The sequence below is a fragment of the Gordonia sp. PP30 genome (assembly GCF_023100845.1).
In the GTDB taxonomy this organism is placed as follows: Bacteria; Actinomycetota; Actinomycetes; order Mycobacteriales; family Mycobacteriaceae; genus Gordonia.
In genome coordinates, this window is the sequence record NZ_CP095864.1 from 3,025,220 (window position 1) to 3,039,829 (window position 14,610).

At 69.7% G+C, this 14,610-nt stretch carries 19 protein-coding genes; 6 read left to right on the forward strand and 13 right to left on the reverse strand.

The window, feature by feature from the left end; genetic code table 11:
- Positions 1-126: 126 nt before the first annotated feature.
- Positions 127-2,004, reverse strand: coding sequence for a translation elongation factor 4 (lepA, locus tag MYK68_RS13860; RefSeq protein WP_247864263.1), 1,878 nt, complete (start codon positions 2,002-2,004; stop codon positions 127-129).
- Between the two features lie 237 nt (positions 2,005-2,241).
- Here lepA and MYK68_RS13865 point away from each other — a divergent pair, with 237 nt between their 5' ends.
- Both MYK68_RS13865 and MYK68_RS13870 read left to right on the forward strand, forming a co-directional pair.
- Positions 2,242-2,958, forward strand: a complete 717-nt coding sequence (locus tag MYK68_RS13865; protein ID WP_247864264.1) for an alpha/beta hydrolase family protein — start codon at positions 2,242-2,244, stop codon at positions 2,956-2,958.
- A gap of 140 nt (positions 2,959-3,098) precedes the next feature.
- Complete coding sequence (locus MYK68_RS13870; protein ID WP_247864265.1) at positions 3,099-3,485, forward strand: DUF4189 domain-containing protein; 387 nt, start codon at positions 3,099-3,101, stop codon at positions 3,483-3,485.
- Between the two features lie 122 nt (positions 3,486-3,607).
- Here MYK68_RS13870 and MYK68_RS13875 read toward each other — a convergent pair whose 3' ends face one another.
- Positions 3,608-4,747 carry a sulfotransferase family protein gene (locus MYK68_RS13875; protein ID WP_247864266.1) on the reverse strand — a complete coding sequence of 380 codons (1,140 nt, stop codon included), beginning with the start codon at positions 4,745-4,747 and terminating at the stop codon, positions 3,608-3,610.
- Positions 4,748-4,999: 252 nt separating this feature from the next.
- On the opposite strand from MYK68_RS13875, the gene rpsT reads away from it, so the two are divergent.
- Positions 5,000-5,260, forward strand: coding sequence for a 30S ribosomal protein S20 (rpsT, locus tag MYK68_RS13880; RefSeq protein ID WP_247868062.1), 261 nt, complete (start codon positions 5,000-5,002; stop codon positions 5,258-5,260).
- 115 nt (positions 5,261-5,375) lie between these two features.
- Here rpsT and holA read toward each other — a convergent pair whose 3' ends face one another.
- Positions 5,376-6,338, reverse strand: a complete 963-nt coding sequence (holA, locus tag MYK68_RS13885; RefSeq protein WP_247864267.1) for a DNA polymerase III subunit delta — start codon at positions 6,336-6,338, stop codon at positions 5,376-5,378.
- 121 nt (positions 6,339-6,459) lie between these two features.
- Between holA and MYK68_RS13890 the strand changes: the two genes are divergently transcribed.
- Entirely contained in the window at positions 6,460-7,080 is a 621-nt protein-coding gene (locus tag MYK68_RS13890) for an HD domain-containing protein (RefSeq protein ID WP_247864268.1), read from the forward strand.
- 57 nt (positions 7,081-7,137) lie between these two features.
- On the opposite strand, the gene MYK68_RS13895 is transcribed toward MYK68_RS13890, so the two are convergent.
- Positions 7,138-7,941: a ComEC/Rec2 family competence protein gene (locus tag MYK68_RS13895; protein ID WP_247864269.1), complete on the reverse strand. Its 804-nt coding sequence runs from the start codon at positions 7,939-7,941 to the stop codon at positions 7,138-7,140.
- A gap of 172 nt (positions 7,942-8,113) precedes the next feature.
- On the opposite strand from MYK68_RS13895, the gene MYK68_RS13900 reads away from it, so the two are divergent.
- Together MYK68_RS13900 and MYK68_RS13905 are read left to right on the forward strand one after the other, a co-directional pair.
- The gene (locus MYK68_RS13900; RefSeq protein WP_247864270.1) at positions 8,114-8,506 is read left to right on the forward strand and encodes a hypothetical protein; all 393 of its coding nucleotides are present in this window, start codon (positions 8,114-8,116) and stop codon (positions 8,504-8,506) included.
- Positions 8,507-8,553: 47 nt separating this feature from the next.
- The gene (locus MYK68_RS13905; RefSeq protein ID WP_247864271.1) at positions 8,554-8,811 is read left to right on the forward strand and encodes a hypothetical protein; all 258 of its coding nucleotides are present in this window, start codon (positions 8,554-8,556) and stop codon (positions 8,809-8,811) included.
- On the opposite strand, the gene MYK68_RS13910 is transcribed toward MYK68_RS13905, so the two are convergent.
- The 9 genes from MYK68_RS13910 to MYK68_RS13950 all read right to left on the reverse strand — a co-directional run bounded on the left by MYK68_RS13910 (position 8,808) and on the right by MYK68_RS13950 (position 14,609).
- On the reverse strand, positions 8,808-9,203 hold the full coding sequence (locus MYK68_RS13910) for a hypothetical protein (RefSeq protein ID WP_247864272.1): 396 nt from the start codon (positions 9,201-9,203) through the stop codon (positions 8,808-8,810). The genes MYK68_RS13905 and MYK68_RS13910 overlap by 4 nt on opposite strands.
- Before the next feature lie 2 nt (positions 9,204-9,205).
- Positions 9,206-9,469, reverse strand: coding sequence for a hypothetical protein (locus MYK68_RS13915; RefSeq protein WP_247864273.1), 264 nt, complete (start codon positions 9,467-9,469; stop codon positions 9,206-9,208).
- Positions 9,448-10,515 carry a glycine-rich domain-containing protein gene (locus tag MYK68_RS20795; protein ID WP_283255222.1) on the reverse strand — a complete coding sequence of 356 codons (1,068 nt, stop codon included), beginning with the start codon at positions 10,513-10,515 and terminating at the stop codon, positions 9,448-9,450. Before MYK68_RS20795 ends, MYK68_RS13915 begins: the two co-directional genes overlap by 22 nt.
- A complete protein-coding gene (locus MYK68_RS13925) occupies positions 10,502-10,831 on the reverse strand; it encodes a DUF7572 family protein (protein WP_247864274.1) in 330 nt (109 codons plus the stop codon). The genes MYK68_RS20795 and MYK68_RS13925 overlap by 14 nt, the downstream gene beginning before the upstream one ends.
- Positions 10,832-10,840: 9 nt before the next feature.
- Positions 10,841-12,655 (reverse strand): hypothetical protein, encoded by a 1,815-nt coding sequence (locus tag MYK68_RS13930; protein ID WP_247864275.1) that lies wholly within the window; start codon positions 12,653-12,655, stop codon positions 10,841-10,843.
- A gap of 209 nt (positions 12,656-12,864) precedes the next feature.
- On the reverse strand, positions 12,865-13,272 hold the full coding sequence (locus tag MYK68_RS13935; RefSeq protein ID WP_247864276.1) for a DUF2746 domain-containing protein: 408 nt from the start codon (positions 13,270-13,272) through the stop codon (positions 12,865-12,867).
- Positions 13,269-13,466, reverse strand: coding sequence for a phage holin (locus tag MYK68_RS13940; protein WP_247864277.1), 198 nt, complete (start codon positions 13,464-13,466; stop codon positions 13,269-13,271). The genes MYK68_RS13935 and MYK68_RS13940 overlap by 4 nt, the downstream gene beginning before the upstream one ends.
- Positions 13,463-14,212 carry a peptidoglycan recognition protein family protein gene (locus MYK68_RS13945; RefSeq protein ID WP_247864278.1) on the reverse strand — a complete coding sequence of 250 codons (750 nt, stop codon included), beginning with the start codon at positions 14,210-14,212 and terminating at the stop codon, positions 13,463-13,465. The genes MYK68_RS13940 and MYK68_RS13945 overlap by 4 nt, the downstream gene beginning before the upstream one ends.
- A gap of 1 nt (position 14,213) precedes the next feature.
- A complete protein-coding gene (locus tag MYK68_RS13950; protein WP_247864279.1) occupies positions 14,214-14,609 on the reverse strand; it encodes a phage gene 29 protein family protein in 396 nt (131 codons plus the stop codon).
- Position 14,610 lies beyond the last annotated feature (1 nt).

Here is a 14,610-nt window from a genome sequence, read left to right on the forward strand (position 1 = left end):
ACGGCCATCGATGAGGAGGCCTCCGCAGCCCCGGCTAGCAACGAGCGCCTCGTCCTAGAGTCCAGCAGGCGAGGACACCGACGAACGATGGCCGTCGTCGCGACCACACACGAAAACGCGGAGGCGCTACTTCCCTTTGGGTTTGTCGCCCACCGCTTCGGTGCTCAGCGCGGCGACGAAGGCCTCCTGCGGGACGTCGACCCGGCCGATCGTCTTCATCCGCTTCTTGCCTTCCTTCTGCTTCTCGAGCAATTTGCGCTTACGACTGATGTCGCCGCCGTAGCACTTGGCGAGCACGTCCTTGCGGATGGCACGGATGTTCTCGCGGGCGATCACCTTCGAGCCGATGGCGGCCTGGATCGGCACCTCGAACTGCTGGCGCGGGATCAGGTCCTTCAGCTTCAGCGCCATCTTGTTGCCGTAGGCGTAGGCCGATTCCCTGTGCACGATCGCGCTGAACGCGTCGACGGCCTCACCCTGCAGCAGGATGTCGACTTTCACCAGGTCGGCCTCCTGCTCGCCGGCCTCCTCGTAGTCGAGGGAGGCATAACCGCGGGTGCGCGACTTGAGGGCGTCGAAGAAGTCGAAGATGATCTCGGCCATCGGGAGCGTATAGCGCAGTTCGACGCGGGTCTCCGACAGGTAGTCCATGCCGCCGAGTTCGCCGCGCCGGGACTGGCACAGTTCCATGATGGCGCCGATGAACTCGCTGGGCGCGATGATCGTCGTCTTGACGATCGGCTCGTAGATGTGGCGGGTCTTGCCCTCGGGCCAGTCGGACGGGTTGGTGACGACGTGCTCGGTGCCATCGTCCATGATCACCCGGTAGACGACGTTGGGCGCGGTGGAGATCAGGTCGAGGCCGAATTCGCGTTCCAGCCGCTCCCGGGTGATCTCCATGTGCAGGAGGCCGAGGAAGCCGCAGCGGAAGCCGAAGCCGAGGGCGACGGAGGTCTCCGGCTCGTAGGTGAGGGCGGCATCGTTGAGCTGCAGTTTGTCCAGGGCCTCGCGCAGCACCGGATAGTCGGAGCCGTCGACCGGGTAGAGGCCGGAGTAGACCATCGGGCGCGGCTCACGGTAGCCGGTGAGCGGCTGGGTGGCGCCGCCGCGGGCGGTGGTGACGGTGTCACCGACCTTCGACTGGCGGACGTCTTTCACGCCGGTGATCAGGTAGCCGACCTCGCCGACGCCGAGTCCGGCGCTGGCTTTCGGTTCCGGCGAGACGATGCCGACCTCGAGGAGTTCGTGGGTAGCGCCGGTCGACATCATCGCGATCTTCTCGCGCGGCACGATCTTGCCGTCGACCACGCGGACGTAGGTGACGACGCCGCGGTAGGTGTCGTAGACGGAGTCGAAGATCATCGCCCGGGCCGGGGCGTCGGGATCGCCGACGGGCGCCGGGATCTGCGCGATGGCCGCGTCGAGCAGTTCGGCGACGCCTTCACCGGTCTTGCCGGAGACGCGCAGCACCTCGCCGGGATCACAGCCGATGATGTGCGCGATCTCGGCGGCGTACCGGTCCGGGTCGGCGGCGGGCAGGTCGATCTTGTTGAGCACCGGGATGATCGTGAGGTCGTTGTCCATCGCCAGGTACAGGTTGGCGAGGGTCTGGGCCTCGATGCCCTGCGCGGCGTCGACGAGCAGGATCGCACCCTCGCAGGCCTCCAGCGCGCGCGAGACCTCGTAGGTGAAGTCGACGTGGCCGGGAGTATCGATCAGGTGGATCACATACTCCTGCTCCACACCGTTCTCGTCCTTCGCCTTCCACGGCAGCCGCACGTTCTGCGCCTTGATGGTGATGCCGCGCTCACGCTCGATGTCCATCCGGTCGAGGTACTGCGCACGCATGTCGCGTTCGGCCACCACCCCGGTGATCTGCAGCATCCGGTCGGCGAGGGTCGACTTGCCGTGGTCGATGTGCGCGATGATGCAGAAGTTGCGGATCCGGGCGGGATCGGTGAACGTCTGGTCGGCGAAGGTGGAAATCTCTACTGCTCCTTGCACGCCGCGGCGGCGGGCCGCGAATTTGTCGCCGCGGCGGACCGCGGTGTACTCCGGTGCGCCGGGGTCCGGCGACGAGTCGACCTTCAGTTTCTCACGAACCCCCGGATGCCCACGATTCCCCGCCCCCGCGGGCTCACCTCCCGGGGATGTAGACCGCCCCCGCCCGGGCCGTGGCAGGCATTCCGGGCACTTGCTACCGTCCGAACGACCGGAAGGCCACGGAAAGGGGTCACGATCGTGAAGCCTGCGACGAGCAGCGTGATCCGGACCGGCGATGTCCACGCCACTGTCGACCGCCCGGACTGTGACTCGCGCGGCCTGGCAATTCTGGCGCATGGTGCGGGCAGCGACCGCGACTCCGTGCTCCTGCGCACCCTCTCGGAGTCGCTGACCGCGCGCGGGCTGACCGTTGCCCGGATCGATCTCCCCTACCGGCAGCAGCGGCCGAAGGGGCCACCGTCACCCTCGAAGGCAGCCGCCGACCGCGACGGTATCCGGGCCGCGATCGCCGCGCTGCGGCCGCTCGCCCCGGACGGCCCGCTGATCGTGGGCGGGCAGTCGTACGGCGGGCGGCAGGCGTCGATGGTCGTCGCCGAATACCCTTCGACAAGCTCAGGGGGCGATTCGACAAGCGCGGGGGACGATTCGACGGGCGCGGGGCACGACTTGATCGCCGACGGACTGCTGCTGACTTCCTATCCGCTGCATCCGCCGGGAAAGCCGGAGAAGTCGCGCGTCGAGCATCTGCCGCGGATCACGACGCCGACTCTGCTCGTGCACGGCCACAGCGATGCCTTCGCGACCTCCGCAGAGATCGCCGCCGCCGCGGCACTCTTCGCGGGTCCGGTCGAGATCGTCGAGGTCGAGAAGGCCGATCACGGACTCAAGCCGGAACGCAGCGGGGTCGGCCGACTCACGGCCGCTGCGGCCGAGCGATTCTTTCTCGACAGGTGAATCCGGACGTCACAGCCGTCCCCGGCCTGGGTAGTTCTACGTAGTCCGATCGGGTGAAAGCACCCGGGTTCACGGGCGTATCTACGCGAATCGTCGCGGCGAGCGACGGCTCTCAGGTCTGTCTCAGCTAGTTTCATTGCATGAAAACTCGTCGCTTCTTCGCCGGACTCGGCATCGCCACCTCCATCGCCACCGCCGGAACGCTCCTCCCGGCCGCGACGCCGGCCGCCGAGGCCCGCACCAACTACTGGGCGGCCATCGCCTGGGATTACAACGGCAAGACCGCCAAGGCCTGGAACTACCCCAGCTCGGCCGCGGCCCGCAACGCCGCCAAGCGCCTGTGTGGCTCGCACTGCGGCTACTTCACCTTCTATCGGTCGTGCGGCGCGGTCGCCTACCGCTTCGGCTACTCACGCACCACCGTCGGCACCGCCCGCGGTTTCCAGACCCGCGCCGGCGCCAAGCGTGCCGCCATGCGCCAGGCCGGCGCCGGCTCGCACATCCGGGCGTCGGTCTGCAACAAGTAGCCGCATCCGCTCACCGAAGCAGACGAGCCCGCCGCCCATGAGGGCGGCGGGCTCGTTCGTATCCCGCGCCCGGACGGCCGCGCTCCGGGCGCTCGCCGGCCGGGTGATCGTCGCTCCGGCCGTCAGACGCCCAGCCGGTCCCGCAGGCCGATCGCGCGGCGCTTGGCCCGTCTCGCCACATCACGCGCCCGCGACTTCGCGGTCGGCTTCGGCTCCGGGTTGGGCATCGTCTTGATCCAGTAGGCCAGCGCGTCCAGCCCAGCGTCGAGCGCCTCCTCCGCCGTCGGCGGGGCGGCCTCGGCGGCGTCGACCCCGAGATCGACGCGCAGGTCGTCGAGCGTACCCGACACCGCGAATCCGCCCCGCTCGAGGACGGCGATCATGTCGTCGGACTGCTCCACCGCCCACACCCGCTGCTCGGCGGTGAGTCCGAGCGGCTTTCCGCTCCCGGTATTGCGCAGCGCCTCACCGATCAGGCGGCGCTTGACGATCCACTCGTACCGCCACCAGTCGATGTTGCCCGGCTGGATCCGGGAATTGAGCCGGCGCAGGAACTCCGTCTGTGCCGCCGACAGCGACGAGTTGTGCCGCTCCCCCTCCTTCGGCAGCAACGCCGGATCGACACCGACTACGGACAGGAATCGCTCCCACAGCACATCGCCCGGTCCGCCGGTGCCCGGCGCGGGCACCGTGACGAGGTGGATCCGCTCGGCCGGCAGCACCGCCGACCAGCGCTGCACGATCGCGACGTAGTCCTGGAACTCCCAGAACGGCTCCTCGACGAAGCCGTCGGCCACCGGGTCGGCGTCGCGGTAGCGGGCCACCGAGGCGAGGAATTCGTCGAACGACGCCGCGCGCTGGTTCTTCACGTTCTCCTGCCACACCGACGGCAGCTGGCGGGCCAGATCGCGGACGGTGACGATCACGTGCACTTCGTCGGTGAACGACAGATCATCCATGAGCTTCTCGATGTGCCGCGGCTGCGCGTTGGCGTACAGCTCGTGCGAGATCACCGACACGCCCGGCCAGGCCTTCATCTGGGCCACCATCCGCGGCCATGCACCGGCACGATCGGGAGTCGCCCAGTCCAGGTAGCGCTCCGGTTGCAGGTGCGCGGCGGCGTGATAGTGGTCTTCCATGGTCACGCCCGGATACAGCAGACCGGCACGTTCCAGGGCCAGATCGCGGTTCACCCACAGCCGGTCTTGCAGGTGCGTAGTCCCTGTTTTGGGCAATCCGACATGAAGGTAGACAATCGACATAATGCCGATAAGCATAGTTTGCGGCGGTATGCCCGAGTTGCCGACGCGCCGGACCCGCCGCGGAGGCGTCCGGCCGCTGGATTTGGGGCAGATCGGCCGCGCTGGTAATCTTGATCGCTGTTGCGGTTTCACCGGCCGGCCATCCTGGCGAGCCGGTGCGGCGCAGGTCGTCACTCGACCGCTCACCGCACTCGATACGAAGAAGCTACGGTCGCACCGGTGCGGCCGACAACGATGTAAGGGATGACACGCGTGGCAAACATCAAGTCGCAGATCAAGCGGAACAAGACCAACGAGGCTCGTCGCCAGCGCAACCAGTCGGTGCGCAGCGCGCTCCGCACCGCGATCCGCAACTTCCGTGAGGCCGTCGCCGGTGGCGACAAGGACAAGGCCGCCGAGCTGCTCGCGAGCACCAGCCGCCAGCTCGACAAGGCCGCCAGCAAGGGCGTCATCCACAAGAACCAGGCCGCCAACAAGAAGTCGGCCATGGCGATCGCGGTCAACAAGCTCTGACCTCCCGCGGCTTCGGCCGCATTCCGGCGACCCGGTCGCCGTTCGCGACACAGCTGTACCGTTCACCCCGGCGATGACCACGCGGTCGCTGGGGTGAATGTCGTGCCCGGGTATGTCAGCGGCCGCGACGGGGACGCAGCTGGGCGACGGTCGACACGGCGTGCTCCAGCGCGTAGTCCGCGTCGGCGGCTTGCCCCTTCACCGCGCCGTTGAGATCGGCGACGATCAGCACCGCCCGCCCGATCGAGTCGGCGTCCCAGGCGCGTGCCTGCGACTGGACCTTCCCTACGCGGCCCGGCGGCATGCCCAGCTCGGAGGCGATCGAGTACTTGTCGGCGTGCCCCATCGCGCGTACCCGGGCGATGGCGTGCACCGCCTCGGCGAGCGCGTCCGCGAGCAGCACCCGCGCGGTCCCGTGATGCTGGGCCCAGGCGAGCGATTCCATCGCTCCGGCGACGTCACCGGTGACCGCCTTGTCGGCCACCTCGAAGCCGGTCACCTCCGGCCGGCCGACGTAGTAGGTGCGCACGGCGGCTTCGTCGACGCGTCCGCCGGTGTCCGACACCAGCTGGTGGCAGGCGGCGGACAGCTCCCGCAGATCCGAGCCGACCAGGTCGGTCACCAGCTCCACCACGTCGGGTCCCACCCGGACCCCGAGGTTCCGGAATTCCTTGCGGACGAAGTCGACGCGCTCGGACGGCCACTTCGGCGCGACGCACTCGACTTCGGCGGCACCGGCCTTCTTGAGCTCGCCCACCATCGACTTCTGGCGGCCTCCGCCGGTGTGAATCACCATCATCGTGATGCCGTCGGGCAGCGACTTGGCCGCGGCGGTGATGAGCGCGGCCGGGTCCTTGCCCGCCTCCGCCGCGGCCTCGATCACCACGATCCGTTCCTCGGCGAACAGCGACGGACTCAGCAGTTCGGCGAGCTCGGGGCCGGTGACCTCACCGCAGCGCACCCTGGTGACCGGCACGGTCTCCCCTGCCGCGCGGGAACGCTCGACGGCCACCTGCTTGATCACCCGACCGGTCAGGAAGTCGTCGTCGCCGAGCAGCAGAAACAGGCGGTCAGTCACGGCACCATCGTGCCACGGGCCTACGACGCCGCGCCCTCCGGCGTCGCGCACTCGCGGCCGGCCCCTGTGAGGTGCCCGACACCTGCGCCGTCTACCCGGGGGTAGCTCGTAGCGTCTCTGCATGACCCCGCCCCCGATCCCCGCCGAAAGGTCTGCCATGGACGTCGAGATTCCGGCCCCGATCCGCGACGACCTGGCCCGGCGCTGGGACGAACCGCACCGCCGCCACCACGACCGGCGGCACCTCGACGAGGTACTGGCGGGGCTGGCCGCCCTCCGCGCCGCCGGGCTGGACTTCGACGAGCGGCCCACCGTGCTGGCCGCCTGGTTCCACGATGCCGTGTACGAGCCGTTGAGCGGCACCAACGAGCACGACTCCGCCTCGCTCGCGCGTGACCTCCTCGCCGACGATCCGGACCGGGACGAGGTCGTGCGCCTGGTGGAACTGACCCTCACGCACGACCCGGCCGCCGACGACCGCAACGGGATCGCGCTCTCCGACGCCGATCTGGCGGTCCTGGGCGCCGATGCGGACCGGTACGACGAGTACGCCGCGAACGTCCGCGACGAATACCAGCAGGTTCCGGGCCCGCTGTTCCGCCGCGCACGGGCCGAACTCCTCGCCGAGTTCCTCACTCGCGACGCCCTCTTCCGCTCCGCGCCGGCCCGGGATCTCTGGGAGGCCCCGGCACGCGCGAACCTGCGACGGGAGATCGCCGAGCTCAGCACCGGTACCCGCTGACCCGACCGCGGCGTAGAAGTCCGGCGGATTCGGCACGACCCGCATCGATTCGCCCCGCTACGGATACCCGCGGCGCCGCGGCGCCACTGAGGAGTCAGTCGGCGCCCCGGGCCCCACCACCCGAGTGGCGCTGCCGACGCCTCCTCTCCGATGCGCTCGCCACACTGCCCAGGCCACGGCGCCGGTTAGGGAGAGCACGACCGCGGCCTGCCAGCCGGGGACCTCCGGCGCCGCCCAGCGCCGTCCGCCGAGCCCGTCGGCGACGGTCAGCAGCCACCACATCTCCGGGCCGGTCGCCCGGATCAGAAGTTCGGCGATCAGCGCACCCGGCCCACCCGCAGGCCCGAGAGCCCCGAGCACCGCCGCGGCGGTACCCAGCAGCGCGATCACCTCGACCACCGGCGCGACCAGCAGATTCGCCGGCAGCGACACCAGGCTGAGACGATCGGAGATCGCGATCACGATGGGAGTGGTGAGGATCTGCGCGGCCAGGGCCATCGCGAGCAGTATCGCGAGCGTCTCCGGTACGCCCCGCCGAACCAGCGCCCGGCGAAGCGGCGCGGCCCACAGCACCAGCCCGAGGGTCGCGACCACCGACAGCGCGAAGCCGGGCGCCAGCGCCATCTGCGGCCAGAACAGCAGAACGGTGATCACCGCGGCGCCGAGCGCGGGCAGCGCTTGCGCACGCCGGGCGGCCAGCGCAGCCACGAGACCGATCCCACCCATCACCGCGGCCCGCAAGACGCTGTCGGTCGGCCTCACCAGGATCACGAAGGCCACCATGACGGCCAGACCCAGCACCACGGTGAGCCTGGTCGACGCCCCCGCCAGCCGCACCGCGAGCACCACCGCGCCGCACACGATCGAGAAATTGGCCCCGGAGATGGTTGGATTGGGAGGTAAAAGAAAAGTGACCCCGCCCGACTCGGGGGGAGTCCTGGCGGGGCCACTGAAACAAGAGAGTAGCGCGGGTCGGGCGTCGGGCGACGCTGAAACGCCAGTTCCGGGCATCTGGCGGGCTATGCTCACCGGCATGAGAAGGACCGTCACCGTCACCGTCACCGTGAGCGTCGTTGCTCTCGCAGTCACTCTCGCCGCATGCTCCAGCAACGACAGCACCACAAACGAGATTCCTTCACAGACGAAAGAGCCCGTCGATGTCGCCTTTCTGAAGGAAAATCTTGTCGTGGTTTCGGGAAATGTCGTCACCCTCGTCAATAACGCCCGGGAGACGAACTTCGAGGGCGAGAACGCAACTGACGGAGGCGTCTACGACGTCGCCTCGATCTACGATCAGATGACACCCGAATGCAAGACTCGGATCACGCGAAGCGCGTTCCGCCGGAGCTTCATCGACAAGATCGTTCCGCTCATCGACGACGCTCAGCCTGAGCGGATCACCGTGTCGGTCGACCCGGCCAAGTAGGAGTGTTCGGCCGGAAGGCTGCTCAATCTTGCCGACCGCTGTGTCTGATGAACTACGAGGTCGAAGGCACCGGTGAGGAGTTTGCGTGCGACGGCGCCGGGCTGGTCGCGATCACAGCGGCCGGGGGTACCGCGCCGCAGGTGACGAGCACCACGACGACGGTCACTCCGACGGTTACCGAGACGACTGTCGAAGAGCAGCCTGCCGATCCGAGCACGTCGTCGACTCTCCCGCCCGGGTGGGACAAGAACGGTGACGGCATGATCGACACCGACGTGCCCATCGGGGACGGGCCAGCCGCTTAGTCGCCGCGGAACCAGAGTTCCGGGGTGACGTCGAGCGGGATCGACTGCCCGGCGTCGTTGACGGTCAGGGAGACCGGCAGTGCGCGCCACCGCACCGCGGCGGCCGCCACACCGGAGCCGTCGAGCAGTGCATATTCGGTGATGATCGTGCCCGCCGCGACAGCACCGGCCGGAATCACCAGGGGCACGGTGGAGCCGATCGACCGCGCCCACGTGACCCCGGCGTCGGTGTAGTCGGCCGGTGTACCCCAGGTCGTGGTCCCAGTGACGGGCGTCGTGCCGCTCTTGACGAGGGCACCGGTGCTGGTACGCAATCCGATGATGTTGCGGAGCGCGGTCAGCGCTGCGCACCCCGCGCGGCGTTCGGCGTTGGTCCAGTCGGTGTTAGCCATGATCAGGCTGTCCTTTCGGTGGCGATGTAGAAGCTCTGGCCGCTGATCGCGGTCAAGACGAGGTCGTAGGAGTGGATGTCGGTGGTGCCGATGGCGCGCAGGTCGAGGACGTCGCCGCGGCGCCGCGCCTGCAAACTCGGGTAGTTGGTGACTGCGCGCCACGCGCTGCCGCGGTCGTCGCACCAGTCGCGGTCGGCGGCGAACCGGGCTGGCCACCACTGGCCGTCCGGCGGGTCTTCCAGGGTCACATCGAGAACATCAGCCATGCTTGCCCCCGTCCTCCCGTCGATCCGGATCCGGGCGTGGCCGGCCAGAAGCTACCGCCTCCACCCCGCCCGCCGCCGCCGGGCGTACCGCCGTCAGTGCCGCCGCCGGCCGCGGAGATCCCCTGGAAGCTGTAGTTGCCGGGAGCTTTGCCGGTCTGTGCACCCGTGACGCCGCCGCCGATCGACTGACCGCTACCACCCGCACCGCCCGAGCCGGTCACCGTCGCGCCGGACACGGCACCGGCCGGGGTGCGGGCCTGCACGATCGTCGACCCGCCCGCCCCGCCGCCGCCGCCCGGCTGTGGTCCACCGCTGCCACCTGAGCCGATCGTGACCTGGAGCTGGTGCCACAGGTTGCGGCCGTCGCCACGATCCCACCGCACCGCCGCCCACCCGCCAGCCGGTCCGCCGTTCCCGTCTCCACCGGGAAAGCCCTGCGCACCAGCGGCGCCGCCACCACCGGCGCCCAGGCAGACGACGTCGATCCACCGGCACCACACAGGGATCGCGACGGCGCCTGACGCGGTGACGGCCACCAGCTGTGGCGCCTGATACCGGAATCCGCCGGTGCCGCGCTCACCCGCGAGGGTCTGATCGACGCCGCTCGTGCGCAGTCGAACGGCGGCGTGGTCGGCGGCGAGGGCCTGCACGCGCGGCGCCATGGCGGCGAGCCGCGCCGCGGCCCGGTCGGTGGCGACCGCCCGCTCGGCCGGGTGCAGGCCGACCCGCCCTCGCTCGGCCGCGACCGCGCGGTGCTCACCACGCAGCCGGGCGCGGGCGGCGACGCGGTCGGCGGCGAGCACGCGCTCGACGATGCGCAGCGGGTCGGCCAGCACCACGGAGGCGGCGTCGCGGGACAGCGCCCGGTCGACCACGCGGGGGCGCGCCCGGACCGCGGCGGTGTCACGGGCCAGCATGGTCTCGACGATCCGCCGGTGCTCGACCGGCACCCAGCCCAGCACCGGCGCGGGTGGCTCGATCGGTGTCGCCGGGTCGATCCAGCCACGCGGGTGGCGGGGCGCGGGCTCGATGTCAGTCCACGTCACCGGTCACCTCCGCGCCGAGTTGCGCGAGCGCCTCCTCGTGCGTCGTGCCCGGTGCGCAGCGCAGCAGCGGCGTCATGCCGTTAGCGGGATCACCGTCCGCGTCGATCGGTGTGCCGTACTCGTCGGCGAGGAACACCTCAGTCGGGGCGGGCTCCACGCGGGCGACTTTGAAGCCGGACACGATCGGCAGAACGCCCTCGGGTACTGGCATGGCGTCGGCGGGGACTGTGACGAGGACATACCGCCCGTCACCGAGTCGGTACAGGTTGGTGGCCGGCGCGAACTGCGGAAGTGATTCCGCGATGAGTTCAGTCATGGTTGTGTCCTACCGGTAGAAGATGATCCCGAGGCCGGCGCCACCAGCACCACCGGATCCGGATGTGCCGTTGCCGTATCCGGCAGTGCCTCGGCCGCCACCGCCGCCACCTCCGCCACCAGGAAACCCGCCCGCACCACCCTGGCCGCCGTTCTTCCCCGTCGCGAATGTCACATTGACAATTCCGCCACCTCCACCGCCTCCGGCACCCCCACCGCCACAGGGCACTTGCCCACCAGCGTTCGATCCGGCGGTGCCTGGGCCGCCATCCCGGCCCGATACGCCGACAGTGCCAGCTGTTCCGCCCCCGCCGCCAGCCGCAGCAGCCGAAGCCGATCCCGAATATCCCGCAGTAGGACCCCCACCGCTTCCTGCACCAGCACCCCCGGCACCGCCATTACCGGCCTGCGAGTTGCTCCCCGTATACCCGAATTGCGTCGCCATAGCGCCAGCGCCACCAGGAATCGCTTCCATCAAGACTGGCCCACTCGGGCCATTCGAGCGGAATTGCGTCGCCTGGCCAGATACGCCGACCGTGACGTGAAGCGAAGTGAAGGCGCCTGCATCCAGCGCCTGCACCTTGTGTCCCCCGCCGAGGCCACCGGCACCACCCCCATCGCCCCCGGCGGCACCGTTGCCACCAGATGCGATCCCCACCACGATCACCTCAGTGGTTCCCGCTGGCTTCGTCCACGTCGTTGAGGACGTGATGTTGACCCGCGTGTATCCGTCGCCGCCGACGAGTGAGCGGACAGCGGCCATCGTGTCGAACACGCTCTGGTCGGCGCCGGTCGAGCTACCACCTGCCCAGCCTTCGACGATGCCCGTGCCGATTGCGGTGGCCGTCGACTGCGCCGCCTGCACGTTGGTCGTCGTGGTGGACTGCCAGCCGAGCAGGCCGGTGAACCAGTCCGCGACCCCAGCCACCGCAGAGTTGATCGGGGTCACCACGAGCCCGTTGAGGATGTCGGCGATCTGCTGGAGCATGGTCCGCAACTGCGCGATGCTCGCGCCAGCCAATGTCGGAAGCGGCGAGGACACAGACCCGCCGGACAGGATGGTCTTCAGCTGTGCCGCGAACTCGGTCACGTCGGCGATCGCGTCTGTGATCTCGGTGCGCGCGCGGCCGGTCAGCTTCTCGATCAGGCTCTTGATCCAGCCCACCGCTGCCGCCACGTCCGCGCCCAACGCGGCCAGGGCCGCGGTCAGCCCCGACACCCACTCCTGCGGAAGCGACTGCCGCGTCGACGTCCAGTCGACGTCATCCACCCACACCGCGCCGGCAGAGCATTCCTCGTCCACACGCAGTAGCGTCCGGCCCGCGACACACCCGGCCGGGCCCGTCGCCGACCCCGAGAGTTTCGTCCAGTCCGCGGTCCCAGAGATCACGATCGACGCGACCTCGGTTTCGCCGATCACCGTGCGGGCCGAGTCGTACCAGCGCACCAGCAGCCGCACCCGGCCGCCCGCGGACACGACATCCCGCCACGACGCCCACGCCTCCAGCGCCGTCACCTCACCCGGATCGATCTCCGCCTCGGGGTCCGACAGGCGCAGGCCCCGCGCGCCGGCGCAGTCGAAGCGCGCCGAGCCCGCCGGGATACCGGGCGCCACCGTCCGGTACACGTCCGAATCCCACGCCCAGCCCGACCCGGACACGATCGTCTCCGGCGCGTCGAAGCTGCCAGCGGCGAGCAGAGCGCGGGGCGAGCTGGTCAGCCGCGACAGGTCGACCTTCGCGAACGACGCGATCGCGCCGACGACGTCGCCGAGGATCGGGACTTCGCCGATGAGGTCGATGAACGGCCCGAAGTCGCCGGTCAAGGCGGACACGATCGCGTTCTGCAACGACCGCAGCACTTCGAGGGGGAATCCTACGTCGGCGAACGTGGGGCGCCAGTTCCCTTCGATCCAGTCCTTCATCTGCTGCTCGGTGAGGCCGTAGAAGCCGGACAGGTCGGGGGCGAGTTCGGACGGCGGCTGGTTGGCGACGATCGAATACGGCGAGAGGGCGGGCAGGCCGCCGGGCAGAGTCACCGGGAGTCCTCCGGGTGGTGTTTGGCGATGACGTCGGTGGCCCATTCGATCGCGGCGTCGACCTTGCCGTTGGTGCGGGCGTCGGCGTCGCGGCGCAGCTTGTTCTCGGTGCGCAGTTCGTCGCCGATCCTCGACGCCTTGTCGTCCACCCGGGTCACCAGCTTGGTCAGTGCCCGCACCTCGTCGCGCAGTACGTCGATGTCGTCGCGCAGGTTGGAGGTGTGGGTGTTCTCCACCTGCTCGCGGACCACGCGCATGTCCTCGGCCGTCTGGACGGCGTGCTGGCCGTTCGCTTTCGCCCGGCGCAGGCCGAGAATGCCGGCGACGGCACCGATGATCGCCGGGAGCGCGAGGAGGAACCAGACGATCACCTCGCGCCAGTCGTCGACGTTCACGTCCCTCACTCCGGCTCGTCTCCGTGATGCCTGGCGGACGGGGTGTTGACGGCGGCCATCGCGAAGCCGCCGGTGCCCAGGACCGCGGAGCCGAGGGCAAGCCACATCGCGACCTCGGTGTCAGCGAGGACACCGTAGGCGACGAGGATCGGCAGTGCGGCGGTGAGCACCAGGTAGATGCGCTGCCGGACCGCCGGGGTCACTTCTTGGCCTTCGGATCGACGAAGCCGTCGACGCCGAGTTTGGCGCCGAGCGCAGCGACGGCGTCGACCAGGGTGCGGCCGCCGAGCTGCGGCCAGCCGGGATACTCACCGGGCTTCGGGCTGCCGGTCAGCTGCGCCTTGATGTCCTGCTCGGGGGTCAGTGCCATGGTTCCTCCACTGGTCGGGGTACCGGTCTTCAGCCGGGTCTGCTCTCGCGCCACGTCGGCGCGGAAGATGGTCATGTCGATGGCGCCGGGGTCCCACTTGCCCTGCGCCGCACCCGCCCACTCTTTGTGGCCGATGACGTGGGTGGCGGGCTGGCCGAGCTTGTTGAGGATCGCCGCGACACCGGTGACGTACGCGTTGTACTGGGCGTCGGGCCACGAGCTGCGGTGCGGGCGGCCCGGCGAGCCGCCGCCGTCGTTCGCGGCCTCGATGCCGATGGTCACCTGGTTCGCGTTGTTGGCGGGCAGTCCCGGGTAGGAGCCCTGTCCGGCGTGCCAGGCGATCCCGACACCGCACACGGTGAACTTGCCGTCGCGGCCGAGGTGGAGCTGGGAGCACAGGCCGAGTTCGGGATGGTGCGCGATCGAGTTCGCTGTCGCCGAGTTGGAGCCGGTGTGGTGGGCGACGACACCCCAGATGGCGCCGAAGTCGCCGTGACCTCGGTCCATCGCGCCGGGCAAGACATCGACTTTGAGGCCCGCGGCGCGCAGCACCTCGGCAAGCCAGATCGGATCGGACATGTCAGTTCTCCTTCATCACGGGGGTTTCGGGTCGGAGGTCCCCGGCGGCGCGGCGGCGGGCGACCTCGGCGGCGTACGCCTCGCGCTGCTCGCGGACCGCGCGCCGGATCCGTTCGGCGGGGGTCTCGGTCTCGGTGTGGGCGTCGTCGTAGATCCAGGTGCCGAGAGGCCGGTCGTCGGCGGGCGGCCGGTAGTGCTTGATCGCCAGGTCGGGGCAGATCCGGACGCCGGCTTCGATCTGGTGCCGGGCGACTTCAAGGTAGTAGCCAGGATCCATGATCAGTGGGGCGCCGACGACCATCGGCAGCGCCACGAAGGTGACCGACAGTCCCTGGATCATCTGGTCCAGCTCGTCGTCGGTGAGCGCGTCGAACGGCGTGGTGCACAGGTCGCACATG